This window comes from Pseudomonas sp. MPR-R2A5 (assembly GCF_058793055.1).
This window is the reverse complement of record NZ_JBXAFK010000024.1, coordinates 1-23,549: the sequence shown is the minus strand read 5'-3', so window position 1 is coordinate 23,549 and position 23,549 is coordinate 1. Positions and strand designations below refer to the sequence as shown.

Here is a 23,549-nt window from a genome sequence, read left to right as displayed (position 1 = left end):
TAGCGGCGAGGGTGGTGGTTCAGTTAACACATGTGCTGACTGATGCACCGTCATCGCTGGCAAGCCAGCTCCTACAGGGAATCTGTGGTGTCTGGCAGATTTATCGCCGGGTCAGCAACACCCCGGACTCCATATGATGGGTCCATGGAAACTGATCAAACATCGCGCACTGTGTAATGCGGTGCGTGTCATGCAGTTGCGCAATGTTCGCCGCCAGCGTCTCCGGGTTGCAGGAGATGTACAGGATGTTCTCGAAGCGCCGGGTCAGTTCGCAGGTGTCCGGGTCCATGCCGGCGCGGGGCGGGTCGACGAAGACGCTGCCGAATTCGTAGCTTTTCAGGTCGATGCCCTGCAAGCGACGGAACGGGCGCACTTCGTTCAGCGCTTCGGTGAGTTCTTCGGCGGAGAGGCGCACCAGGGTGACGTTATCCACCGCGTTTTCATCGAGGTTGCTCAACGCGGCATTCACCGAGGTCTTGCTGATCTCGGTAGCCAGCACTTTACGCACGCGGGTAGCCAGCGGCAGGGTGAAGTTGCCGTTGCCGCAATACAGCTCCAGCAAATCATCGGCGCGATCGCCCAGGGCTTCGTACGCCCAATTGAGCATCTTCTGGTTCACCGTGCCGTTGGGTTGGGTGAACGCACCTTCGGGTTGGCGGTAGCTGAACGTGCGGCCGCCGACGTCGAGTTTTTCCACCACGTAGTCATGGCCGATCACATCGCGCTTGCCCTTGGAGCGGCCGATGATGCTCACGTTCAGATCCGCAGCCAGTTGGTTCGCGGCCGTGTGCCAATGCTCGTCCAGCGGGCGGTGATAGCACAGGGTGATCATCGCGTCGCCCGCCAGGGTGGTGAGGAATTCCACCTGGAACAGCTTGTGGCTCAGGGCGGCGCTGGCTTGCCAGGCGGCCTTGAGCTGGGGCATCAGCTGGTTGATGCGTTGGCTGGCGATGGGAAATTCTTCGATCAGGATCGGCGTGCGTTTGTCATCCTGGGAGAACATCGCATAGTGGCGCTCGCCACCCTCGCGCCACAGGCGAAACTCCGCGCGCAGGCGAAAGTGCTGCAGCGGCGAGTCGAAGACCTGCGGCTCGGGGGCGTCGAACGGTGCCAGCAGGTCACGCAAGCGCGTGACCTTGTCTTGCAGTTGAACGGTGTAGCGTGCGGCATCAAAAGTCATGCGTTGAACCAGCCCAGCTTGATCACAAACAGAATCGACAGAATCACCAGCGCCGGGTTCAGCTCACGGTAGCGGCCCGAAAGCAGCTTGATGGCGGTCCAGGCGATGAAACCGAAGGCAATGCCGTTGGCGATGGAGTAAGTGAAGGGCATCGCCAGGGCGGTAATCACCACTGGCGCTGCAACAGTAATGTCTTCCCAGTCGATTTCCGCCAGGCCCGATGTCATCAGCACCGCGACGAACAGCAGCGCCGGTGCGGTGGCGAAGGCCGGAACGCTGGCGGCCAGTGGCGAGAAGAACAGCGCCAGCAGGAACAGGATCGCCACCACGATGGCGGTCAAGCCGGTACGGCCACCGGCACTCACGCCGGCGGCGGATTCGATGTAGCTGGTGGTGGTCGAGGTGCCGAGCAGCGAACCGGCCATTGCCGCGGTGCTGTCGGCGATCAGCGCACGGCCCATTTTCGGCATGTGGCCGTCCTTGCCCATCAGGCCAGCGCGCTTGGCCACGCCGATCAGGGTGCCGGAGTTGTCGAACAGGTCGACGAACAGGAAGGCGAAGATCACGCTGACCAGGCCGATATCCAGCGCGCCCTTGATATCCAGTTGCAGGAAGGTCGGTGCCAGGGACGGTGGCATCGACGTTACGCCGCCAAAGGGCGTGACACCCAGCAGGATGGAGACGACGGTCACCGCCAGGATGCCGATCAGCACCGCGCCGCGCACGGCCAGGGCTTCAAGGGCCACGATCAGCACGAAACCGAGGGTGGCGAGAATCGGTGCCGGTTGTTTCAAGTCGCCCAGGCCCACCATGGTGGCCGGGTTGCTGACCACGATCCCGGCGTTGTGCAGGGCGATCAAGGCCAGGAACAGGCCGATACCGGCGGCAATCGCCGAGCGCAGGGGCAGAGGGATGCTGTTGATGATCCATTCACGGATGCGGAAGATCGACAGCAGGAAGAACAACACCGCCGAAATAAACACCGCACCCAGCGCCACTTGCCAGGTATGGCCCATGTGCAGGACCACGGTGTAGGTGAAGAAGGCGTTGAGGCCCATGCCCGGCGCCAGGGCGATCGGGTAGTTGGCGATCAGGCCCATGACGGTCGAACCGATGGCGGCGGCCAGGCAGGTCGCGACGAAGACGGCGCCCTTGTCCATGCCGGTCTCGCCGAGGATGCTCGGGTTCACGAACAAGATGTAGGCCATGGCCAGGAATGTCGTGATGCCCGCGAGAATCTCGGTGCGCACGTTGGTGTTGTGTGCCTTGAGTTGAAACAGCTTTTCCAGCATGCCTGCTCCCTGTGACGCTATGTTGCGTCGTTATTTGTTGACCTCTAAGTCAAAGCACAAACTGCGCCAAGCGCCTGTGGTTCCAGAGAGGATCGGAAAAAGCGGCGCATCATACCAGCAGCCGAGGCTGTGTGGCGCATGGCCTTGAGGCATACTGCGGCGACGTTCAATAGCGGGTCATCGACAGCATGAAAAAAGCCAACGCGTGGAGTCTAGCCCTGATCACTTGTCTCGGCCTGTGGTTGGGCGCGGCACCGGTGTGGGGCGCGACTGCACCGCCCTTGAGCGAGGTGCGCGTGTTCAAGGTTGAGTCGGCGGGTTGCAGCGAAACCATCCCGGAACGCGCGCAAAGTACGCAGATGTGCACGCATCGCGGGCCTACCAAGGTGTCGGTGATGGAAGTCGGCCTGGGCCACAACCCCATGGGCCGCTTCAATGGTGCCGAGCTGAACGGGCAACGTACGCCCGTGTGCCAGGTCGGCAACATCAGCCAAGCCTGCAACGGGGCAGGCACCCTGATGGGCTACATCTATGTATTTGACCTGAATGTCGAAGCCCAAGGCTGGTTCGAATACAGCAACTCCTCGATCAACGGCCCGCAGAACACCTTGAAGACACAGCTCAATATCCGCTGATCAATCAGCTTGAACGCTCAAAACCCCGGGAAGTCGTACCCCTGAGACGGCGACTTTCCTGAACGCCGCGGATGTCCACCAACCCGTGAGGTGTTTATGAGCGCGACCCCCAATGGCGCGGCGACCCAACCGTTCGTCGCCCACTCGATACGCTTGACCCTGAACGGCCAGGCTCGCCAACTGGACGTGTTGCCCTGGACCACGCTGCTGGACCTGCTGCGCGAACAACTGGACCTGGTCGGCAGCAAAAAAGGCTGCGACCACGGCCAATGCGGCGCCTGCACGGTGTTGCGCGACGGCAAACGCGTCAACGCCTGCCTGACCCTGGCCGTGATGTGCGACGGCGCCGAGCTGACCACCATCGAGGGCCTGGCCGACGGGGAGCAACTGCACCCGATGCAGCAAGCCTTTATCACCCACGATGCCTTCCAGTGCGGTTACTGCACCCCTGGCCAGATTTGTTCCGCAGTTGGCCTGGCCAATGAAGGCCGCGCCCACGACAGCGCGCAGATCCAGGAGCTGATGAGCGGCAACCTGTGCCGTTGCGGTGCCTATACCAACATCCGCGCAGCCATCGAAGACGCACTGCCGGCCTGCCGTGCCCGGGGAGGTCAGCGATGAATCCCTTCCACTACAGCAAGCCGGCCAATGTGCATGAGGCGGTGCACCTGAGCAGCGCGGCGTCGCGCTTTATTGCCGGTGGTACCAACCTGCTCGACCTGATGAAAGAAAACATCAGCCGGCCCGAGCACCTGATCGATATCACCGGGCTGCCGCTGCACGCGGTTGAAGAAACGGCCGAGGGTGGCGTGCGGATCGGTGCGCTGGTCAGCAATGCCGACCTGGCCTGGCACCCTTTGATCGAGCAGCGCTACCCGCTGCTGTCCCAGGCCATCCTCGCCGGCGCTTCGCCGCAATTGCGCAATATGGCCAGCACCGGCGGCAACCTGTTGCAGCGCACCCGTTGCTACTACTTCTATGACGCCGCCGTGCCCTGCAATAAACGACTGCCCGGCAGCGGTTGCCCGGCGCGCACCGGGTTGAACCGCATCCATGCGATCCTCGGTGCCAGCGAGCAATGCGTGGCCACCCATCCGTCGGACATGTGCGTGGCCCTCGCCGCCCTGGCGGCGCGGGTGCATGTGCAAGGGCGCGGCGGCGCACGCGTCATCGAGTTTGCCGACTTCCATCGTTTGCCCGGCGATACGCCGCAGCGCGACCACCTGCTGGCCGACGATGAACTGATCACCGCTATCGAGTTGCCCGCCGACCACCTGGCACGCCACAGCCACTACCTGAAAATTCGCGACCGCGCGTCGTACGCCTTTGCCCTGGTCTCCGTCGCTGCGGCCTTGGAACTGGACGGCGATCGCATCGTCGACGCCCGCCTGGCCCTGGGCGGCGTGGCCCATAAACCCTGGCGTGATCGCGCAGTAGAAACCGCGCTGATCGGCCAGGCGGTCAGCCGCGAAACCTTCAGCAACGCCGCCGACGCCTTGCTGCAAGACGCCGAGCCGCTGCAACACAACGGCTTCAAGATCAAACTGGCGCGCCGCGCAATCATTCGCGCACTGAGTGATGCCGCTGTCGCAGGAGAACGCCCATGACGGCTATCGGCAAACCCCTGGACCGTGTCGACGGTCTGCTCAAAGTCACCGGCCAGGCACGATATGCCGGTGAGTTTCCCGAGGACGGCCTGCTTCATGGCAGCGTGGTCTCCAGCACCATCGCCAAAGGGCGCGTCATCAAGATCGATGCGACCAAAGCCCTGGCGCTGCCGGGCGTGGTCAGGGTGCTCGATCACCTCAACCGGCCGACAATCGCCAGCTACGATGACGCCTTCGCCGATGCCGACGCGGCGGATGGCTCGCCGTTTCGCCCGCTGTACAACGACCGCGTGCTCTACAACGGCCAGCCCCTGGCCCTGGTGATCGCCGACAACCTGGAACTGGCGCGGCATGCCGGTTCCCTGGTCGAAATCGAGTACGAAACCGAACCCTTCGACACCGACCTGTTGGCCCGGCAGGAACACGCTTATCCTTCGCCGCAGACCCCGCCCGAGCCGCGCGGCAACTTTCAGGCCCAATGGAGCGCCGCCGCCGTCAGCCTCGACCTGCACTACAGCACTCCCATCGAACACCACAACCCCATGGAGCCCCACGCCAGTACCGTGCTGTATCAGCCGGATGGCACCCTGCATATCCATGACAAGACCCAGGGACCGCAGAACTGCCAAGCCTATGTGCAAAAAGTGTTCGGCTTGGATAAAAGCCAGGTGCGCATCTTTGCCGCCTTCGTCGGCGGTGCTTTCGGCTCGGGCCTGCGCCCGCAATACCAATTGCCGTTGGCGGTGATGGCCTCCCTGGCGCTCAAGCGTTCGGTACGTGTCACCCTGACCCGGCAACAGATGTTCACCTTCGGTTACCGCCCGCGCACCTTGCAGCGTTTGCAGATGGGCGCCGCGGCCAACGGTCGCCTGCTGGCCCTGGGGCACACCGCGATTGGCCAGACCTCGCGCTTCGAGGACTTCAGCGAGCATGTGGTGGAGTGGAGCGGCATGCTCTACCACTGCGACAACGTCCAACTGACCTACCAATTGGTGCCCCTGGACGTGTTCACCCCCTTGGACATGCGCGCACCGGGCGCTGCCCTCGGCGTGATCGGCCTGGAGTGCGCCATGGACGAACTCGCCTGCGCCTTAGGCATGGACCCGGTGCAACTGCGCTTGATCAACTACGCCGAGCGCAACCAGAACGAAGACAAACCCTGGTCGAGCAAAGCCCTGCGCGAGTGCTACCGCGACGGCGCCGAGCGCTTCGGCTGGCGCGAGCGCAACCCGGAACCGCGCAGCATGCGCGACGGCCGTCAATTGATCGGCTGGGGCATGGCCGGCGGGGTATGGGAAGCCATGCAGATGAAGGCCAGCGCCAAAGCGCGGATCGACGCCGATGGCAAGCTGACCGTGAGCAGTGCCACCACCGATATCGGCACCGGGACTTACACAGTGATGACCCAGATCGCGGCGCAGGCCAGCGGTGTGGCGGTGGAGGATGTGCGTTTTCTGCTCGGCGACTCTTCGTTACCCACCGCGCCATTGCAGGGCGGCTCGTTTACCGTCTCGTCCGTCGGCACCGCCGTGCAGCAGGCCTGCGAAGCGTTGACGAGCAAGTTGCTGAGCATTGCCCGGCAGACTTATCCGGTATTCAAGGAGGCCGAATCCGTACGCTTTGAAGACGGCCAGTTGCACACCGGTGACGTGAGTGTGACGTTGGCGCAGTTGGTCAAGGACAGCGGCGAAGACGCATTGGAGGTGCAGGTCGACAGCGAACCGGATAAAAAACGTGAGGGCTACGCTACCGCCACCCATTCAGCGGTGTTCGTTGAAGTGCGTGTGGATGAGGACCTGGGCACGATCAAGGTCAGCCGTGTCGTCAGCGCGATTGCCGCTGGGCGTGTGGTCAATCCGAAGATGGCGCGCAGCCAGATCCTCGGCGGGGTGGTATGGGGCATCGGCATGGCCCTGCATGAAGAGACCCAGGTCGACCATCAACTGGGGCGCGGCATGAACCACAGCCTGGCGGAGTACCACATCCCGGTGAATGCCGATATTGGCGAGATTGACGTGCTGTTTGTCGAAGAGCACGACGAGATCGTCAACGCCCTCGGGTCCAAGGGCGTGGGCGAGATTGGCATTGTCGGAGTGGCGGCGGCAGTGGCCAATGCGATTTATCACGCCACCGGCAAGCGGGTGCGGGAGTTTCCGATCACCCTGGATAAGGTGCTCTAACGCGGTTCTTTCAAACCCATGGCGATCCAGATGTGGCAGGGGGCTTGCCCCCGGCAGCCATGGGTATCTGCACGACTGTTCAGCCCCTGACAAATCACCCACAACTGCCCTGTCTGTCGGGTGCTCAGTATTGAGCCAACGTTGTGTAGATACCCATGCCCCCTCCCACATGGGTTATGCGGTAGTTTTTTGAGCGGGCTCTTCCACCGGCACATGCATACGGTCGCGATTGGCCAGGGTCGGGAACAGTTTGATCCACACCCCCGTCACCACCAACGTGCCGATACCGCCCATCACCACCGCCGGCACAGTGCCGAACCAGTGGGCGGTAATCCCGGATTCGAACTCGCCCAATTGATTCGAGGCGCCAATAAACAGGCCATTGACCGCACTGACCCGCCCGCGCATTTCATCCGGGGTTTCCAGTTGCACAAAGGAGGCGCGGATCACCATGCTGATCATGTCCGCCGCGCCCAGCACCACCAGCACGGCCAGGGAAAACCAGAACGAAGTGGAGAGGCCGAAGGCAATGGTCGCCACGCCAAACACCCCGACGGCGGTAAACATGACCCGGCCGACCTGTCGGTCCACCGCAAACCGTGCCAACCACAGTGACATCAGCAAGGCACCGACAGCGGGTGCCGAGCGTAGCAGGCCCAGGCCCCAGGCGCCGGTCAGCAGGATGTCCTTGGCAAACACCGGCAGCAACGCAGTGGCGCCGCCGAGCAGCACGGCGAACAGGTCGAGGGAAATCGCGCCGAGGATGTCCGGGCGGCTGCGGATAAAGCGGATGCCGGCGAGCAGCGAATCCAACGTTGCCTTGCCTGTATTGAGCGGGGTCTGGCGGGCGGGCAGGTTGAGGGTCAAGACACAGGCAATCAGGTACAGCACCACGGTCGGGCCATATACCCACACGCTGCCAAAGGCGTAGAGCAACCCCCCGAGGGCCGGCGCGACGATAGTCGCCAGTTGCTGGGCCGATTGTGACGAAGCCACGGCGCGCGGGAACAGCGCGCTGGGCACGATGCTCGGCAGCAGCGCCTGGGTGGTGGGCATCTCGAAGGATCGCGCGGCACCCAGCACGAAGGCGAGGATAAAGATCATCTCGCGGGTTACGTTGCCAGTCAGGCCACCGATGGCCAGGGACAAGGCGATCAGCGCCTGCACGGTCTGGCAGATGGCCGCGACTTTACGCCGCTCATAGCGGTCGGCCACATGCCCCGTGTGCAGCATGAACAGCACGCGTGGGACGAATTCCACCAGGCCGACCAGGCCCAGGTCGAGTACGTTGCCGGTCAGTTGGTAGAGGTTCCAGCCGATGGCCACGGTAAGCATCTGGAAGCCGCTGGCGGTGAAGATCCGCGCCAGCCAGAACGCGATGAAAGGGCGGTGGTGACGTAACAGCAACGCGGGTTCACTGGGCATCGGAAATTCTGGTCAAGGCCGGAGGGAAGGGTGAGATTAGCATCAAGCTGTAACAATTAGTTGCGAGAAGAGGGCTGAGGCAAGCTGTCACGCGGCAAAAGACCACACAGGCCAATCGCGAAAATGGGACTACTCTTTTGACTGTGATTGATCCAGATCAAAGTCATTTCAGAATTTGTTCTGGCGGCCGCACGGCCAGGATCCCTGCGTGGTTGGTTAAAAAAAGAAACGAATTGAAATTCGCCACACTCCATATCCGTGGGGGCAGTGGATGCGGCCTCCAGCCAGCATTCGGTATTACCTGACAGAGGAAGACTTATGTTCGGTTTGGAGGCGCTAGATCTCGCCCGAATTCAATTTGCGTTCACCATCTCGTTTCACATCCTGTTCCCGGCGATCACCATTGGCCTGGCCAGTTACCTTGCGGTGCTGGAAGGTCTGTGGCTCAAGACCCATAACGACACCTACCGTGACCTCTACCACTTCTGGTCGAAGATCTTTGCCGTCAACTTCGGCATGGGCGTGGTCTCCGGCTTGGTCATGGCCTACCAGTTCGGCACCAACTGGAGCCGCTTCTCGGACTTCGCCGGCTCCGTCACCGGGCCGCTGCTCACGTACGAAGTGCTCACGGCCTTCTTCCTCGAGGCCGGTTTCCTCGGCGTGATGCTGTTCGGCTGGAACAAGGTGGGGCGCAAGCTGCACTTCTTCGCCACGGTAATGGTGGCGGTCGGTACGTTGATCTCCACCTTCTGGATCCTGGCGTCCAACAGCTGGATGCAGACGCCCCAGGGCTTTGAAATCATCGACGGCCGCGTGATTCCCACCGACTGGCTGGCGGTGATCTTCAACCCGTCGTTCCCCTACCGCCTGATGCACATGGCCACGGCCGCGTTTGTCGCCACGGCCTTCTTCGTCGGCTCCTCGGCGGCCTGGCATTTGTTGCGTGGCAAGGACACCCCCGCGATCCGCACCATGTTGTCGATGGCGATGTGGATGGCCCTGATCGTGGCGCCTATCCAGGCGGTGATCGGTGACTTCCACGGCCTCAACACGCTCAAGCATCAGCCGGCGAAAATCGCCGCGATTGAAGGCCACTGGGAAAATATCGGCAATGAGCCGACGCCGTTGATCCTGTTTGGCTGGCCGGACATGAAAGCCGAAAAAACCAAATACGCGGTGGAAATTCCCTACCTGGGCAGCCTGATCCTGACCCACTCCCTGGACAAACAGGTGCCGGCGCTCAAGGAGTTTGCGCCTGAAGACCGCCCCAACTCGACCATCGTGTTCTGGTCGTTCCGGGTCATGGTCGGCCTGGGCTTGCTGATGATCTTCACCGGGCTGTTCAGCCTCTGGCTGCGCCGGGGCGGCAAGATGTACACCTCCAGGCCGTTCCTGTACCTGGCCCTGTGGATGGGCCCGTCCGGCCTGATCGCGATCCTCGCGGGCTGGTTCACCACCGAAATCGGTCGCCAGCCGTGGGTCGTCTACGGGTTGATGCGCACGGCGGATGCGTCCTCCGGGCATAGCCTGGCGCAGATGACCATCACCCTGGTGTTGTTCGTGGTGGTGTACTTCGCGCTGTTCGGCGCAGGTCTGGGCTACATGATGCGCCTGGTACGCAAAGGCCCTGTGACCCACGAAAGCACCGAGCCGACCCACGGTGGCCCTGGCCAGAAACGCACACCGGCCCGTCCATTGTCCGCCGCCGATGATGGCGGCGATGACGACCACGCCCACATCCAGCACAAGGGGAATTGAGATGGGTATTGATCTTCCGCTGATCTGGGCCGTGATCATCATCTTCGGCATCATGATGTACGTGGTCATGGACGGCTTCGACCTGGGCATCGGCATCCTCTTCCCGTTTATTCCGGGCAAGACCGACCGTGACGTGATGATGAACACCGTCGCCCCGGTCTGGGACGGTAACGAAACCTGGCTGGTGCTGGGGGGCGCGGCGTTGTTCGGCGCCTTCCCGCTGGCCTACTCGGTGGTGTTGTCGGCCCTGTACCTGCCGTTGATGCTGATGCTGATCGGGCTGATCTTTCGCGGCGTGGCCTTCGAGTTTCGCTTCAAGGCCAAGGACCACAAGCGTCACCTGTGGGACAAGGCGTTTATCGGCGGCTCACTGGCGGCGACCTTCTTCCAGGGCGTGGCGCTGGGGGCGTTTATCGACGGCATCCCGGTGGTCAATCGCCAATTTGCCGGCGGCTCGCTGGATTGGCTCACGCCGTTCACGATGTTCTGCGGGGTGGCGCTGATCGTGGCCTATGCGTTGCTCGGCTGCACCTGGCTGATCATGAAAACCGAAGGCCCGTTGCAGGAGAAGATGCACAACCTGGCGCAGCCATTGGCCTTTGTGGTGCTGGCGGTGATTGGGATCGTCAGCCTGTGGACGCCGCTGGCGCACCCGGAAATCGCCTCGCGCTGGTTCACCCTGCCGAACCTGTTCTGGTTCCTGCCGGTACCGATCCTGGTGCTGGTGACCATGTACGGGTTGATCCGCGCCGTGGCGCGTAATGCGCACTACACGCCGTTCCTGCTGACGCTGGTGCTGATCTTCCTTGGCTACAGCGGCCTGGGGATCAGCCTGTGGCCCAATATCATCCCGCCCTCGGTATCGATCTGGGATGCGGCTGCACCGCCGCAAAGCCAGGGCTTCATGCTGGTGGGTACGCTGTTCATCATTCCGTTCATCCTGGGCTACACCTTCTGGAGCTACTACGTGTTCCGCGGCAAGGTCACCCACGAAGACGGCTATCACTAGGAGGGTCGTTCCATGTCTGGCAAACCTTCGTTGCACGAGATTGAACAGGCCGAGAAGCAGCCGTTGTGGCGGCGCCTGGGGTGGTTGGCGATGATCTGGAGCGCCAGCGTGCTGGCCCTGTTCATCGTGGCCAGCCTGATGCGCATGTTCATGAGCGCGGCCGGCCTGACCACTCACTGACATCCCATCCCGTTGCCTTGCGGCACGGTTTTTTGACCCTGTTCCCTCTTTGGAGGGGCGGGGTCTTTTTTTATTTGCGCGCTTTGAGGATCACGAACTTCGGTGTGGCGGCGACTTGCTCGACGCCTCGGAACAGCCGCGCCAACTTGCTGTGATAGCCCAGATGGCGGTTGCCGACGATATAGAGGGCGCCGCCTGCCACCAAGGCCTCGCGCGCCTGTTGGAACATGCGCCAGGCGAGGAAGTCGCCGACCACCTGTTGCTGGTGGAACGGCGGGTTGCACAGCACCACGTCGAGGGACTCCGGCGCCTGGCCTGCCAGGCCGTCGCCGGCATGGACACTCACCGCGCGCGCGCCGAGGGCCGCTTGCCAATTCTCGGCGGCTGATTGCACGGCCATGTAGGACTCGTCCACCAAGGTGTACTGCGCCTGCGGGTTTTGCAGGGCGCTGGCAATCGCCAATACGCCGTTGCCGCATCCAAGGTCCGCGACGCGCGCGGCGCCCAGGCCCTTGGGCAAGTGGGGCAGGAACGCACGGGTGCCGATGTCCAGTCCTTCGCGGCAGAACACGTTGGCGTGGTTGAGCAGCTCGATGGGCGGTGTTTCCAGGGTATAGCGTGTCGGGTAGGGCGACACCGCTGCCGGGCGGTCTGCCAATGTTGCGATCAGCAAACGTGCCTTTTTTACCGCCAATGAAGCGTGCATCGGTCCGATATAGCGTTCCAGCAACTCACCGGCGGCCCGTGGCAGATGCTTGATCATCGCCCCCGCGACCACTTCGGCGCCCGGGGCCAGTTGGCCTTGCAGGCGAATCAGCTGTTCTTCCAGCAAGGCCAGGGTTTTCGGGACGCGTATCAGCACCCGGTCGAATGGCCCGATGGGCACCTGGCTGGCCGGTACAAAACTCACTGCGTCGAACGTCTTGCCGTTGCGCACCAGGTTTTTCTCCAGGCCCTGGGCGGCAAGAAACGAATCACCACTGGACGTCACCTGCACCCGGCCTTCGAGGCTGGCCGCCAGGGCGCCAAAACTGTCGTTGAGTACCAGCACGCGGGTCGTTGCGCCCGGCTGTTGCTCAGCCAAGTGACTGAGCAGGTACTCGTCGGCGGCGTCGAAGGCCTGCAGCGGATCATTGTGTTGCTCTGGCTGGCGGATCAGATCGAGCTGGGCGAATGGACTGTCGAGCAGGGGCATGGCAGGGGAGGCTCTGGGTAATCGATGGGTGTTCGGCAGGGGGCGTGAGGCGCGCTGGTCGAACCGTCTGAGTGAACTGCGAGGCGGCGCCTTGGCGGCGGCATCAACACTCAGAGTTGGTCGTAAATGTTACTTATTTTTTGCAAGGATTACATGCAGCGTTTCCGGGGCGGTTAAAACAGCCCGGCTTTTGATGCCCTCAGTACAGCGGCAATCTTGTTATTGACCCCCAGTTTCTTGAACGTACGGCTGATATGAAAACCCACCGTACGCTCCGACAGGCAGAGGATGCCGGCAATGTCGGCGGCGGTCTTGCCCAGGGCTGACCATCTGAGGACTTCCGTTTCCCGCTCGGTCAATTTGCAGGGCGGGGTAATGCTTGGGTTGTCGGCAAATTTTTGTGCGACAACCGCGTGCATCGCATGGCAGAGCCACAAGACATGGCCGGCCTTTTCATACAGTTCTTCCGGGCTGACTGCGCCCTCGCTGCGTCCCAGGGACAGCATGCTGAACACACCCTGGAAGTCGTGGACCGATTGGGTCCACCCCAGATGCACACCCTGTGACCGGGCCAGTTCCCACAGGCTTGGCACGGCGGTGAAGAGTTTTTCCTCCCTGACAATGGGTAATACGCAATGTTTGCAATGGTTGACGACCGGGTCTACTTCGAAGTAGTGGGCCTGGTCATACTGCAGGTTCCATTCATTCGGATAGTTGTTGAGATGAATCGGTTTGGTTGAGTTTGTCGGTAGTTGAGAACTCATGGTGAAGGAACAGAATTGGAAGCCGAGTTCAAGGGTTCTGTTGATAACCATTTCAAATACGCTGGTGATCTTGTCCTCGCCTTCCAGTTTGGGAATCCGTGTATTTCGCCAGTTAACCATTGGTAACTCTCCATAACGTGTCGGCGGCATGGGTACATCCTGAGCCCCAGTGCTGCACGCAAATGAGTGTAGGACATGATCTACATCAATGTCGGAAATTTCTTTCTTGGTAGGGAGAGGGGAAAGATAGTTTCAGCAGTAATATTAATTTGCCATTAAGCGTTCGATGGAGGTTGCCCCTTCCATTTCACGAGGGCAGTGCACTACCTGTAACACCCAACTAACAAATGGGCCGCGCTTCAATGTAATGGCGCGGTGTTGTGTTATAGCGAAATAATTAGACGAGCAATTAAAGTGCCATTAGCTTTGGTCCCCCAAGGGGCATTCAGGATGTCACTACCGACTGCAGGTGTTTCCGCGCGTGACTTTGAGGGACACTAGGGCACCTGTAGAACGGAGTTCCCCATGACGGCCAGTGCTGAGAAATTTACCCGCCAGACCTTGCTCGACGTGCAATCGCTGACCCCCAGCCTCTTCACCTTGCGGACCACCCGCGACCCCGGCTTTCGGTTTGTCGCCGGCCAGTTCGTGCGCCTGGGGGTCACCAAGGCGGATGGCAGCACCGTATGGCGCGCTTACTCTGTGGTGTCTTCACCGTTCGATGAGCACTTGGATTTTTTCTCGATTGTTGTGCCCGGCGGCGAGTTCACCAGCGAACTGAGTCGCCTGCGTGTGGGCGACACGCTGTTGGTCGAGCGCCAGGCTACGGGGTTCCTCACCCTCAACCGTTTCGTCGATGGCCGCGACCTTTGGCTGCTGGGCACTGGCACCGGGGTGGCGCCGTTCCTGTCGATCCTGCAGGACTTCGAGGTGTGGGAAAAATTCGAGCGCATCATCCTGGTGTACAGCGCGCGGGAAGCCAGGGAGCTGGCCTATCAGTCGCTTATCCAGGGCTTGGGCGAGCGCGAGTACCTGGCTGAATATGCGCACAAACTGACCTACCTGCCGCTCGTCACGCGTGAGCAGCATCCGGGCGCGTTGAATGGGCGTATCACCACCTTGATCGAGAATGGCGAGTTGGAGCGCGCGGCCGGCGTCGAGCTGAGCCCGGAGCATTCGCGCGTGATGATTTGCGGCAACCCCCAGATGATCGACGACACCCGCCAATTGCTCAAACAGCGCGACATGCAATTGAGCCTGTCCCGGCGCCCTGGCCAGGTGGCCGTGGAGAATTACTGGTAACAAAAAAGGCGCCCCTCGAGGCGCCTTTCTGCAAGTCGATGGGGTTACAGCGGCTTGTCGTTCTGTGCCTTGAGCAGATCACGGATCTCACCCAGCAACACTTCTTCCTTGGTTGGCGTCGGTGGCAGGCTCGGCGCCACGGCTTCTTCGCGCTTGAGGCGGTTGATGGCCTTCACACCCATGAAGATCGCAAACGCGACGATCACAAAGTCGATCACGCTCTGGATGAACTTGCCGTACGCCAGCACAACCGCGGGCACGTCACCCTGCGCGGCTTTGAGCGTTATCGCCAGGTCGCCGAAGTCTACGCCACCGATCAACAGACCAATGGGCGGCATCACCACGTCGCCTACGAACGAGGAAACAATTTTGCCGAAGGCGGCGCCGATGATGATACCGACGGCCATGTCGACCACATTACCTTTGACCGCGAAGGCCTTGAACTCACTGATCACGCCCATAGGTTATTCCTTGTTACAGATTAGAAGGGTGCTGCTCAGTGTAAGTCAGTCGTGGAGGGATTGCCTGACACAACTGTTCACACTCTTGGTTTTTATCGACACATTAAAACGCAAATAGTTTGCAAAGTGCCACCAGTCGCGCGCGAAATACGCGCCATTTCAGTGGCTTACCACATTAATTTCTTAATCGCCCTAGTGGTGTTTTTCTATTTATCTTCTGACTCGCGGGTCACTAGCCTCTGGCAAGCACAACTGAATGTGCGCTAAAAAAACCAGAGGAAACCTCGATGAAGAACCCCATTAAGCGCGGCCCAGGCCTGGCGCGACATGCAGTGGTACTGGCGACCGCCAGCCTGCTTTCCCTTTCTGTGCAAGCCGCCAACCTGACCCGCGATAACGGCGCTGCCGTCGGCGACAACCAGAACTCGCAAACCGCGGGTGCCAATGGCCCAGTGCTGCTGCAAGACGTGCAATTGATCCAGAAGCTGCAGCGTTTCGATCGAGAGCGCATCCCGGAGCGCGTGGTGCATGCCCGTGGCACTGGTGCCCACGGCACGTTTACCGTCACCGACACCCTCAGCGACCTGACCAAGGCCAAGGTCTTTGCGGCAGGCGAAGCCACCCCGGTGTTCGTGCGCTTCTCGGCCGTGGTGCACGGCAACCACTCCCCGGAAACCTTGCGTGACCCGCGCGGTTTCGCCACCAAGTTCTACACCGCTGATGGCAACTGGGACCTGGTGGGCAACAACTTCCCGACGTTCTTTATCCGCGACGCCATCAAGTTCCCCGACATGGTCCACGCCTTCAAGCCGGACCCACGCACTAACCTGGACGATGACTCCCGTCGTTTCGACTTCTTCTCCCATGTTCCCGAGGCCACTCGTACACTCACCGAGTTGTATTCCGACTCCGGTACCCCGGCAAGTTATCGGGAAATGGATGGCAATGGCGTACATGCCTACAAGTTGATTAACGCCAAGGGCGAAGTGCACTACGTCAAGTTCCACTGGAAGAGCCTGCAGGGCATTAAGAACCTCGATCCCAAGCAAGTTACCGAGGTGCAGGGGCGTGACTACAGTCATATGACCAATGACTTGGTTACCCACATCAATAAGGGCGATTTCCCCAAGTGGGACCTGTATGTGCAGGTACTCAAGCCGGAAGAGTTGGCCAAGTTTGATTTCGACCCACTGGACGCCACCAAGATCTGGCCGAATGTGCCCGAGCGTAAAGTCGGGCAGATGGTACTGAACCGCAACCCGGCGAATGTCTTCCAGGAAACCGAGCAAGTCGCCATGGCCCCGGCCAACCTGGTACCGGGTATCGAACCGTCGGAAGACCGCCTGCTGCAAGGCCGGGTGTTCTCGTATGCGGACACGCAAATGTATCGCCTGGGCGCTAATGCGCTGCAATTGCCGATCAACGCCCCACGGGTCACCGTCAACAACGGGAACCAGGACGGCGCGCTGAACTTCGGCAAAACCACCAGCGGCGTGAACTACCAGCCAAGCCGCCTGGAAAACCGTGAAGAGCCGCAAACCGCGCGCTACAGCCAGACGGCACTGTCGGGCAGCACCCAGCAGGCGAAGATCCAGCGTGAGCAGAACTTCAAACAAGCGGGTGACCTGTATCGCTCCTACAGCAAGAAAGAGCGTCAGGACTTGATCGACAACTTCGGCGGCTCCCTGGCCACTACCGATGACGAGAGCAAGCACATCATCCTGTCGTTCCTCTACAAAGCCGACCCGGAATATGGTACCGGCGTGGCCAAGGTCGCCAAGGGTGACCTGGCTCGCGTGAAGGCGCTGGCCGAAAAACTCACCGACTGACGTTGGTTTCGGTCGACGTCCTTGTGGGCGTCGACCTCTGGCAGGAGAGAACCCATGCGTGTTTCTATCGGCTTACTGATGGCCATGCTGGCCTTTTTCGCCCATGCCGAGTCCCCCGACCCGGTCGCGCTCAAGGCACAGCTTCAGGATTACTACTTCGACGCCGCTCGCCGTGGCGACCTCGACATGCTCAACACCTTTATCGACGCCGGTTTCCCCCTCAACACCCAGGACGACAAGGGCTACACCGCGTTGATCCTCGCCGCCTACCATGGCGAGAGCGCCTACGTGGAGCGTTTGCTCGCCGCCGGCGCCGACGCCTGTGTGCAGGACAAGCGCGGCAACACCGCGTTGATGGGGGCGATCTTCAAGGGTGAACTGAAAATCGCCCAGCGCCTGCTGGCCACCGACTGCAACCCCGACCAACGTAACGGCGCCGGGCAGACGGCAGCCATGTACGCCGGCCTGTTCAAACGGATCGAGTTGCTCGACGCACTCAAAGCCAAGGGCGCCGATCTCAACGCCGAAGACCCGGTCGGCAACAGTGCTTCACGGTTGGCCAGCGGTGAAATCCGGACCCCGGCGTCGCGCTGAGCTATCATCGCGGTTTTTCGGTTGGAGGTTCTCGAATGGCAAAGGCCAAGCGCATGTACGGCTGCACGGAGTGCGGCGCGACCTTTCCCAAGTGGGCCGGCCAATGCACCGAGTGCGGTGCGTGGAATACCCTCACGGAAACCATGATCGAAAGTGGCGGCGCCTCGGCCCCTACCGGCCGCGCCGGCTGGACCGGGCAACAGGCGCAGATCAAGACCCTGGCTGAAGTCAGTGTCGAAGAGATTCCGCGCTTCTCCACCGCGTCCGGCGAGCTGGACCGTGTGCTCGGCGGCGGCCTGGTGGATGGTTCGGTGGTGCTGATCGGCGGCGACCCGGGCATCGGCAAGTCGACGATCCTGCTGCAAACCCTGTGCAGCATCGCCAGCCGCATGCCGGCGCTGTACGTCACGGGTGAAGAATCCCAGCAGCAAGTGGCCATGCGCGCCCGTCGCTTGGGCCTGCCCCAGGATCAACTGCGGGTCATGACGGAAACCTGCATCGAAAGCATCATCGCCACGGCCCGCATCGAAAAACCCAAGGTCATGGTGATCGACTCGATCCAGACGATTTTCACCGAACAACTGCAATCGGCGCCGGGTGGCGTGTCCCAGGTGCGCGAAAGTGCGGCGCTGCTGGTGCGTTATGCCAAGCAGAGTGGCACGGCGATCTTCCTGGTTGGCCACGTGACCAAGGAAGGTGCATTGGCCGGGCCACGCGTGCTGGAGCATATGGTCGACACCGTGCTGTATTTCGAAGGCGAATCCGATGGCCGCCTGCGTTTGCTGCGCGCGGTGAAGAACCGCTTTGGCGCGGTGAACGAGCTGGGTGTGTTCGCCATGACCGACCGGGGGCTGAAAGAAGTCTCCAATCCATCGGCGATTTTTCTCACCCGTGCCCAGGAAGAAGTCCCCGGCAGTGTGGTGATGGCGACGTGGGAAGGCACTCGGCCGATGCTGGTGGAAGTCCAGGCGCTGGTGGATGACAGCCATTTGGCCAACCCCCGTCGAGTCACCCTGGGCCTGGATCAGAACCGCCTGGCGATGTTGCTGGCGGTATTGCACCGCCATGGTGGCATTCCGACCCATGACCAGGACGTGTTCCTCAACGTGGTGGGCGGGGTCAAGGTGCTGGAAACCGCATCCGACCTGGCGTTGATGGCGGCGGTGATGTCCAGCCTGCGCAACCGGCCGCTGCCCCATGACTTGCTGGTGTTTGGCGAAGTCGGCCTGTCGGGCGAAGTGCGCCCGGTGCCCAGTGGCCAGGAGCGCCTCAAGGAAGCCGCCAAGCACGGCTTCAAACGCGCGATTGTGCCGAAGGGCAATGCGCCAAAGGAAGCGCCGCCAGGGTTGCAGGTGATCGGGGTAACGCGCCTGGAACAGGCATTGGATGCACTTTTCGAATAACTCAGGGATGGACGCCATGCAACGATCGAATCGCTGGGGCGCGGTCGCCCTGTTTATCGCCCTGGCCGGCTCGTCCGCCATGGCGTGGGCTGAGCTGCCAACCGGTTATCGGCTGGCGCAGAAGCTGGTGACACCCGACGGCAGTGTGCTGCAGGTGCTGGAAGACCAGCGCATCAGCGCCCAACTGCACAGCGACAGTTGGGGCAATGGGTTGGATGAAGACTCGTTCGACGAGCCTGGCGATTTGGTCGACAGCCCGCTGCGCGAAGCCCAGGTGCGGTTGGTATCAGCCTCTGGCGAGGTGATAGCTCACGAAGACCTCGGCTACCCGTTGGCCCAGGTCGAGAAAGCCCCGCTCAAAGGGCTGCCCGGACCTGTGTATTTTTTGACCATCGATCAGACCGCCCCCATGGGCAGTTACAGCGGGCCTTCCACGCAACTGTTGCTGCCTGACAAACAGCAACTCAAACCGCTGAGTTACCAGGGCACCGACGGCAAAGCCCAGGCGTTGACCCTGGCACAGACGGGCAAGGCTGCGTGGATGATAGCGACGCCAGCCAGTGGCGGCGCGGATGAACTGCTGCAGGTGTCGTCCTTCATGGATGGCGACGGTGAGGATGACTTTGCCACGCGTTATCAGACTTATCGGTTTGTTGACGGACAGTGGCACGGCGCCTCAAGTCAGAAAAAGGGCTACTGGGACATGGAAAGCGCATTTCCCGCACGTACAGCGTTTCCCTGAGCCATCACACTTCCAGCAACGCGCCCAGCTCCCGCTCAAGTTCTTCCTGGTCGCCCAGGTTCAGCTCGATCAGCCGCCGCAAGTGTTTGATCGAGTCCAGGTCGATGTTTGTGCACACAAATCCCAGTTGGCCATTTGCTTCGTGGGTCAGCTGTACTTGCATCTTTATATGAGCCTCGGGATCCAGGCGTATGTCGACGGTGAACGGCAGCTTTATATTTCCCTTCCAATCTTCAGGCCGTTGCGCCAACAGGCCCTTTAGCGACAGATCCACCAATTGCACCGGCCATTCATGGCCGTTTTGCTGAAGTTTGGTCTTGGCATCAAAGGCGATCCGGCGAAAACGGCGGCGATCAGACGCTTGCTCGGTCATGGTGAAACCCTCTGTGGATAGAAGGATTGTAGCCGTACGCCATCACTGGGCTGTTTTTTCTGCTTTTTTGCCTTGGGAAGGCTCTAGACCAACGTAGGGGGGTGGCCTTTAAGGCCAGTAGCGCTAAACTCCGGGTGGCTGTCCTTTCTGTCCACCCTGGCTGGAATATAAAAATGAAAAATAATAATAGCCTGCTACGCCACTTACCCTGGCTGGTGCTGGCAATCGTAGGAGCGTGCGCCCTGGGCGTAGTGGCCTTGCGCCGCGGCGAGGCGATAAACGCCTTGTGGATCGTGGTCGCCGCTGTGGCCATTTATCTGGTTGCTTACCGTTACTACAGTCTGTTCATCGCTAACAATGTGATGCAGCTCGATCCTCGGCGGGCCACCCCCGCAGTGGTCAACAACGACGGTCTGGACTATGTGCCGACCAACAAACACATCCTTTTCGGTCACCACTTTGCGGCGATTGCCGGTGCAGGCCCGTTGGTCGGTCCGGTATTGGCGGCGCAAATGGGCTACCTGCCTGGCACCTTGTGGCTGATTGCCGGTGTGGTGCTGGCCGGTGCGGTGCAGGACTTCATGGTCCTGTTCCTGTCCACCCGTCGCAACGGCCGTTCCCTGGGAGATATGGTTCGCGAAGAGATGGGCCGCATTCCCGGGACCATCGCGCTGTTCGGCTGCTTCCTGATCATGATCATCATCCTCGCGGTGCTGGCGCTGATCGTGGTCAAGGCCCTGGCCGAGAGCCCGTGGGGTATCTTCACGGTGATGGCGACCATCCCGATCGCGATGTTCATGGGCATCTACATGCGCTACATCCGCCCGGGCCGCATCGGTGAAATTTCGATCCTTGGCGTGTTGCTGCTGCTGGGTTCGATCTGGCTGGGCGGGCAGATTGCCGCTGACCCGGTCTGGGCCAAGGCCTTCACCTTCACCGGGATCCAGATCACCTGGATGCTGATCGGCTACGGTTTCGTCGCCGCGGTACTGCCGGTGTGGCTGATCCTGGCGCCACGTGACTACCTCTCCACCTTCCTGAAAATCGGCACCATTATCGCCCTGGCGATCGGCATTCTGGTGACCATGCCCGACCTGAAAATGCCCGCGCTGACCCAGTTCATCGATGGCACCGGCCCGGTATGGAAGGGCGGCCTGTTCCCGTTCCTGTTCATCACCATTGCCTGCGGTGCGGTTTCCGGCTTCCACGCGCTGATCTCCTCGGGCACTACGCCCAAGCTGCTTGCCAGTGAAAGCCACGCCCGCTACATCGGTTATGGCGGCATGTTGATGGAGTCGTTCGTGGCCATCATGGCGATGGTTGCCGCTTCGGTGATCGAGCCTGGCGTGTATTTCGCCATGAACAGCCCGGCGGCGATTGTCGGCACCGACGTGGTCACCGTGGCGCAAACCGTCAGCAGCTGGGGCTTTGCAATTACCCCCGAGGCGTTGTCGGCCGTCGCCCATGACATCGGTGAAACCACCATCCTGGCCCGTGCCGGTGGTGCGCCGACTCTCGCGGTGGGGATCGCACAGATCCTGCACAGTGTGCTGCCAGGTGAAAACACCATGGCGTTCTGGTACCACTTTGCGATCCTGTTCGAAGCGCTGTTCATCCTGACTGCTGTCGACGCCGGCACCCGTGCCGGGCGCTTCATGCTGCAAGACTTGCTGGGCTCCTTCGTACCGGCGCTCAAACGCACCGAATCGTGGACCGCCAACCTGATCGCGACTGCCGGTTGCGTGGCCATGTGGGGCTACCTGCTGTACCAAGGCGTGATCGACCCACTGGGCGGGATCAACACCTTGTGGCCGCTGTTTGGTATCTCCAACCAGATGCTGGCGGGTATCGCGCTGATGCTGGCGACCGTTGTGCTGATCAAAATGAAACGCCAACGCTACATCTGGGTGACCATGCTGCCGGCTGTCTGGCTGCTGATCTGCACCACCACCGCAGGCTTCATCAAGCTGTTCGACGCCAACCCGGCGATCGGCTTCCTGTCGCTGGCGAAGAAATACAGCGATGCCCTGGCCAACGGCCAGATCCTGGCCCCGGCCAAGAGCATCGACCAGATGCAACACGTGATCTGGAACGCCTACACCAACGCAACGCTGACGGCGCTGTTCCTGTTCGTGGTGTTCAGCATCCTGTTCTATGCGCTCAAGGTCGGTGTCGTCGCTTGGGGCAACAAAGAACGTACGGATAAAGAAGCCCCGTTCCAGGCTGTACCGGACGCTTGATCGAGGATTGCAGCCATGTTCAATGACATCAGTCGCCTCGGTAAATACCTCGGTCAGGCCGCGCGCCTGATGGTCGGCATGCCCGACTACGACACCTACGTCGAGCATATGCAAACCAAACACCCGGACAAACCGATGATGGACTACAAGGCGTTCTTCCGAGAGCGCCAGGAAGCCCGTTACGGTGGCAAGGGTGGGCCCAAGTGCTGTTGATTTAACGTAACTCTCCTGTGGGAGGGGGCTTGCCCCCGATAGTGGTGCGTCAGTGACAGATAAGTGCCTGACACACTGCTATCGGGGGCGAGCCCCCTCCCACATTTGTTTCAGTGTTCCTTCAAGGAGAATTTTTTGTCCTCTCCCATTCCAGTGACCGTCCTCAGCGGCTTCCTCGGCGCCGGCAAGACCACCTTGCTGCGCCACCTGCTCAAGGCCGAGCACGGCTTGAAAATCGCCGTGATCGAAAATGAATTCAGCGATGCCGGTATCGACACCCAGCTGTTGGGCGAAGAACCGGTGCAAGTCATGACCCTGTCCAACGGCTGCGTGTGCTGCACTATCCACACCGACCTGACCAAGGCCCTCTACCTGCTGCTCGAACGCCTGGACAGCGGCGAGATCGCCTTCGACCGCCTGGTGATCGAGTGCACCGGCCTCGCCGACCCTGCGCCGGTGGCCCAAACCTTTTTCATCGATGAGGAACTGCGCGAGCGCTACATCCTTGACGGCATCATCACCCTCGTGGACGCGGCCCACGCCGAGCACCACCTGACCCAGACCATCGCCCAGGCGCAGATCGGTTTCGCTGACCGCCTGCTGGTGAGCAAGCGTGACCTGGTGGACGACGCCACCTTCGAGGCTCTCAGTGAACGCCTCACACGCATCAACCGCCGCGCGCCGATCCGTGTGGTCGAGCACGGCAAGATTGAGTTAGCCGAACTGCTCGATGTGCGCGGCTTCAACCTTAACGCCGGCATGAGCTTGCGCCCGGTGAGCAAGGCGCCGTCCAGCGACCGTATTTCCAGCCTGGTACTGCGTACTGACCAGCCGCTGGATATCGACCGCCTCAGTGAGTTCATGAACGAACTGCTGGAAGACCATGGCAAGCAACTGCTGCGCTACAAGGGCGTGCTCAACATCGCCGGGGAGGACCGGCGCATGGTGTTCCAGGGTGTGCTCAAGCTCTACGGGTTCGATTGGGACACCGAATGGGCCGAGGGTGAGGCGCGGGAGAGTGTGATTGTGTTTATTGCCGATGAGTTGCCGGAAGACAAAATCCGCGAAGGCTTTAAGCGGGTTTACCAGGCGTAAAAAATCTATGGTCCCCCCCATTTTTGCAATACTGATTAACGGGCGATGTGGTTGGCTTGCTTAAATCTATCC

The 23,549-nt window shown here is 61.1% G+C and carries 22 protein-coding genes; 15 read left to right on the top strand and 7 right to left on the bottom strand.

All coding sequences use genetic code 11. The features are described 5' to 3' along the window. Positions 1–100 precede the first annotated feature (100 nt). Together trmA and AC1Q6I_RS17885 are read right to left on the bottom strand one after the other, a co-directional pair. Positions 101–1,180 carry a tRNA (uridine(54)-C5)-methyltransferase TrmA gene (trmA, locus tag AC1Q6I_RS17890; RefSeq protein ID WP_024077517.1) on the bottom strand — a complete coding sequence of 360 codons (1,080 nt, stop codon included), beginning with the start codon at positions 1,178–1,180 and terminating at the stop codon, positions 101–103. Then, positions 1,177–2,472, bottom strand: coding sequence for an NCS2 family permease (locus AC1Q6I_RS17885; RefSeq protein ID WP_024077516.1), 1,296 nt, complete (start codon positions 2,470–2,472; stop codon positions 1,177–1,179). The genes trmA and AC1Q6I_RS17885 overlap by 4 nt, the downstream gene beginning before the upstream one ends. Before the next feature lie 188 nt (positions 2,473–2,660). Here AC1Q6I_RS17885 and AC1Q6I_RS17880 point away from each other — a divergent pair, with 188 nt between their 5' ends. The 4 genes from AC1Q6I_RS17880 to AC1Q6I_RS17865 all read left to right on the top strand — a co-directional run bounded on the left by AC1Q6I_RS17880 (position 2,661) and on the right by AC1Q6I_RS17865 (position 6,894). Further along, the gene (locus tag AC1Q6I_RS17880; RefSeq protein ID WP_069077066.1) at positions 2,661–3,107 is read left to right on the top strand and encodes a DUF4879 domain-containing protein; all 447 of its coding nucleotides are present in this window, start codon (positions 2,661–2,663) and stop codon (positions 3,105–3,107) included. Positions 3,108–3,203: 96 nt separating this feature from the next. After that, positions 3,204–3,728, top strand: coding sequence for a (2Fe-2S)-binding protein (locus tag AC1Q6I_RS17875; protein ID WP_024077514.1), 525 nt, complete (start codon positions 3,204–3,206; stop codon positions 3,726–3,728). Next, positions 3,725–4,714, top strand: a complete 990-nt coding sequence (locus AC1Q6I_RS17870; RefSeq protein ID WP_102624484.1) for an FAD binding domain-containing protein — start codon at positions 3,725–3,727, stop codon at positions 4,712–4,714. The genes AC1Q6I_RS17875 and AC1Q6I_RS17870 overlap by 4 nt, the downstream gene beginning before the upstream one ends. Beyond that, positions 4,711–6,894 (top strand): xanthine dehydrogenase family protein molybdopterin-binding subunit, encoded by a 2,184-nt coding sequence (locus AC1Q6I_RS17865; protein WP_069077068.1) that lies wholly within the window; start codon positions 4,711–4,713, stop codon positions 6,892–6,894. The genes AC1Q6I_RS17870 and AC1Q6I_RS17865 overlap by 4 nt, the downstream gene beginning before the upstream one ends. A 174-nt stretch (positions 6,895–7,068) precedes the next feature. Here AC1Q6I_RS17865 and AC1Q6I_RS17860 read toward each other — a convergent pair whose 3' ends face one another. Continuing rightward, positions 7,069–8,319, bottom strand: a complete 1,251-nt coding sequence (locus AC1Q6I_RS17860; RefSeq protein WP_024077511.1) for an MFS transporter — start codon at positions 8,317–8,319, stop codon at positions 7,069–7,071. 318 nt (positions 8,320–8,637) lie between these two features. On the opposite strand from AC1Q6I_RS17860, the gene AC1Q6I_RS17855 reads away from it, so the two are divergent. From AC1Q6I_RS17855 to AC1Q6I_RS17845, 3 genes are read left to right on the top strand one after another with little or no spacing between them, the layout of a single operon-like run. Further along, entirely contained in the window at positions 8,638–10,077 is a 1,440-nt protein-coding gene (locus AC1Q6I_RS17855) for a cytochrome ubiquinol oxidase subunit I (RefSeq protein WP_024077510.1), read from the top strand. Between the two features lies 1 nt (position 10,078). Beyond that, positions 10,079–11,086, top strand: a complete 1,008-nt coding sequence (gene cydB, locus AC1Q6I_RS17850; protein WP_024077509.1) for a cytochrome d ubiquinol oxidase subunit II — start codon at positions 10,079–10,081, stop codon at positions 11,084–11,086. A gap of 12 nt (positions 11,087–11,098) precedes the next feature. Then, positions 11,099–11,266, top strand: coding sequence for a DUF2474 domain-containing protein (locus AC1Q6I_RS17845; protein ID WP_069077069.1), 168 nt, complete (start codon positions 11,099–11,101; stop codon positions 11,264–11,266). Between the two features lie 70 nt (positions 11,267–11,336). Here the strand turns inward: AC1Q6I_RS17845 and AC1Q6I_RS17840 are convergent, their stop codons facing one another. After that, complete coding sequence (locus AC1Q6I_RS17840) at positions 11,337–12,461, bottom strand: methyltransferase (protein WP_102624485.1); 1,125 nt, start codon at positions 12,459–12,461, stop codon at positions 11,337–11,339. Between the two features lie 173 nt (positions 12,462–12,634). Further along, the gene (locus tag AC1Q6I_RS17835; protein ID WP_024077506.1) at positions 12,635–13,345 is read right to left on the bottom strand and encodes a helix-turn-helix transcriptional regulator; all 711 of its coding nucleotides are present in this window, start codon (positions 13,343–13,345) and stop codon (positions 12,635–12,637) included. A 405-nt stretch (positions 13,346–13,750) separates the two neighbouring features. On the opposite strand from AC1Q6I_RS17835, the gene AC1Q6I_RS17830 reads away from it, so the two are divergent. Beyond that, positions 13,751–14,527, top strand: a complete 777-nt coding sequence (locus tag AC1Q6I_RS17830; protein WP_024077505.1) for a ferredoxin--NADP reductase — start codon at positions 13,751–13,753, stop codon at positions 14,525–14,527. Between the two features lie 44 nt (positions 14,528–14,571). On the opposite strand, the gene mscL is transcribed toward AC1Q6I_RS17830, so the two are convergent. Next, positions 14,572–14,988, bottom strand: coding sequence for a large-conductance mechanosensitive channel protein MscL (gene mscL, locus AC1Q6I_RS17825; protein ID WP_017737414.1), 417 nt, complete (start codon positions 14,986–14,988; stop codon positions 14,572–14,574). Positions 14,989–15,275: 287 nt separating this feature from the next. Here mscL and katB point away from each other — a divergent pair, with 287 nt between their 5' ends. From katB to AC1Q6I_RS17805, 4 genes are read left to right on the top strand one after another with little or no spacing between them, the layout of a single operon-like run. Then, positions 15,276–16,817: a catalase KatB gene (gene katB, locus AC1Q6I_RS17820; protein ID WP_024077504.1), complete on the top strand. Its 1,542-nt coding sequence runs from the start codon at positions 15,276–15,278 to the stop codon at positions 16,815–16,817. A 54-nt stretch (positions 16,818–16,871) separates the two neighbouring features. Continuing rightward, positions 16,872–17,411 (top strand): ankyrin repeat domain-containing protein, encoded by a 540-nt coding sequence (locus AC1Q6I_RS17815; protein ID WP_024077503.1) that lies wholly within the window; start codon positions 16,872–16,874, stop codon positions 17,409–17,411. Positions 17,412–17,446: 35 nt separating this feature from the next. Then, a complete protein-coding gene (gene radA, locus AC1Q6I_RS17810) occupies positions 17,447–18,814 on the top strand; it encodes a DNA repair protein RadA (RefSeq protein WP_069077072.1) in 1,368 nt (455 codons plus the stop codon). Between the two features lie 16 nt (positions 18,815–18,830). Continuing rightward, entirely contained in the window at positions 18,831–19,556 is a 726-nt protein-coding gene (locus AC1Q6I_RS17805) for a hypothetical protein (protein ID WP_102624488.1), read from the top strand. A 4-nt stretch (positions 19,557–19,560) separates the two neighbouring features. On the opposite strand, the gene AC1Q6I_RS17800 is transcribed toward AC1Q6I_RS17805, so the two are convergent. Continuing rightward, complete coding sequence (locus tag AC1Q6I_RS17800; RefSeq protein WP_102624486.1) at positions 19,561–19,929, bottom strand: PilZ domain-containing protein; 369 nt, start codon at positions 19,927–19,929, stop codon at positions 19,561–19,563. A gap of 173 nt (positions 19,930–20,102) precedes the next feature. On the opposite strand from AC1Q6I_RS17800, the gene AC1Q6I_RS17795 reads away from it, so the two are divergent. The 3 genes from AC1Q6I_RS17795 to yjiA all read left to right on the top strand — a co-directional run bounded on the left by AC1Q6I_RS17795 (position 20,103) and on the right by yjiA (position 23,477). Continuing rightward, the gene (locus tag AC1Q6I_RS17795; protein WP_102624487.1) at positions 20,103–22,169 is read left to right on the top strand and encodes a carbon starvation CstA family protein; all 2,067 of its coding nucleotides are present in this window, start codon (positions 20,103–20,105) and stop codon (positions 22,167–22,169) included. 15 nt (positions 22,170–22,184) lie between these two features. After that, positions 22,185–22,382 (top strand): YbdD/YjiX family protein, encoded by a 198-nt coding sequence (locus tag AC1Q6I_RS17790; protein ID WP_003176208.1) that lies wholly within the window; start codon positions 22,185–22,187, stop codon positions 22,380–22,382. 135 nt (positions 22,383–22,517) lie between these two features. Then, complete coding sequence (gene yjiA / locus AC1Q6I_RS17785; protein ID WP_024077498.1) at positions 22,518–23,477, top strand: GTPase; 960 nt, start codon at positions 22,518–22,520, stop codon at positions 23,475–23,477. The last annotated feature ends 72 nt before the right edge of the window (positions 23,478–23,549 follow it).

What these genes read in the sequence shown, in the direction of transcription:
- trmA (WP_024077517.1), bottom strand. Translation starts at nt 1,180, where the DNA reads ATGACTTTTGATGCCGCACGCTACACCGTTCAACTGCAAGACAAGGTC.
- AC1Q6I_RS17885 (WP_024077516.1), bottom strand. Translation starts at nt 2,472, where the DNA reads ATGCTGGAAAAGCTGTTTCAACTCAAGGCACACAACACCAACGTGCGC.
- AC1Q6I_RS17880 (WP_069077066.1), top strand. Translation starts at nt 2,661, where the DNA reads ATGAAAAAAGCCAACGCGTGGAGTCTAGCCCTGATCACTTGTCTCGGC.
- AC1Q6I_RS17875 (WP_024077514.1), top strand. Translation starts at nt 3,204, where the DNA reads ATGAGCGCGACCCCCAATGGCGCGGCGACCCAACCGTTCGTCGCCCAC.
- AC1Q6I_RS17870 (WP_102624484.1), top strand. Translation starts at nt 3,725, where the DNA reads ATGAATCCCTTCCACTACAGCAAGCCGGCCAATGTGCATGAGGCGGTG.
- AC1Q6I_RS17865 (WP_069077068.1), top strand. Translation starts at nt 4,711, where the DNA reads ATGACGGCTATCGGCAAACCCCTGGACCGTGTCGACGGTCTGCTCAAA.
- AC1Q6I_RS17860 (WP_024077511.1), bottom strand. Translation starts at nt 8,319, where the DNA reads ATGCCCAGTGAACCCGCGTTGCTGTTACGTCACCACCGCCCTTTCATC.
- AC1Q6I_RS17855 (WP_024077510.1), top strand. Translation starts at nt 8,638, where the DNA reads ATGTTCGGTTTGGAGGCGCTAGATCTCGCCCGAATTCAATTTGCGTTC.
- cydB (WP_024077509.1), top strand. Translation starts at nt 10,079, where the DNA reads ATGGGTATTGATCTTCCGCTGATCTGGGCCGTGATCATCATCTTCGGC.
- AC1Q6I_RS17845 (WP_069077069.1), top strand. Translation starts at nt 11,099, where the DNA reads ATGTCTGGCAAACCTTCGTTGCACGAGATTGAACAGGCCGAGAAGCAG.
- AC1Q6I_RS17840 (WP_102624485.1), bottom strand. Translation starts at nt 12,461, where the DNA reads ATGCCCCTGCTCGACAGTCCATTCGCCCAGCTCGATCTGATCCGCCAG.
- AC1Q6I_RS17835 (WP_024077506.1), bottom strand. Translation starts at nt 13,345, where the DNA reads ATGGTTAACTGGCGAAATACACGGATTCCCAAACTGGAAGGCGAGGAC.
- AC1Q6I_RS17830 (WP_024077505.1), top strand. Translation starts at nt 13,751, where the DNA reads ATGACGGCCAGTGCTGAGAAATTTACCCGCCAGACCTTGCTCGACGTG.
- mscL (WP_017737414.1), bottom strand. Translation starts at nt 14,988, where the DNA reads ATGGGCGTGATCAGTGAGTTCAAGGCCTTCGCGGTCAAAGGTAATGTG.
- katB (WP_024077504.1), top strand. Translation starts at nt 15,276, where the DNA reads ATGAAGAACCCCATTAAGCGCGGCCCAGGCCTGGCGCGACATGCAGTG.
- AC1Q6I_RS17815 (WP_024077503.1), top strand. Translation starts at nt 16,872, where the DNA reads ATGCGTGTTTCTATCGGCTTACTGATGGCCATGCTGGCCTTTTTCGCC.
- radA (WP_069077072.1), top strand. Translation starts at nt 17,447, where the DNA reads ATGGCAAAGGCCAAGCGCATGTACGGCTGCACGGAGTGCGGCGCGACC.
- AC1Q6I_RS17805 (WP_102624488.1), top strand. Translation starts at nt 18,831, where the DNA reads ATGCAACGATCGAATCGCTGGGGCGCGGTCGCCCTGTTTATCGCCCTG.
- AC1Q6I_RS17800 (WP_102624486.1), bottom strand. Translation starts at nt 19,929, where the DNA reads ATGACCGAGCAAGCGTCTGATCGCCGCCGTTTTCGCCGGATCGCCTTT.
- AC1Q6I_RS17795 (WP_102624487.1), top strand. Translation starts at nt 20,103, where the DNA reads ATGAAAAATAATAATAGCCTGCTACGCCACTTACCCTGGCTGGTGCTG.
- AC1Q6I_RS17790 (WP_003176208.1), top strand. Translation starts at nt 22,185, where the DNA reads ATGTTCAATGACATCAGTCGCCTCGGTAAATACCTCGGTCAGGCCGCG.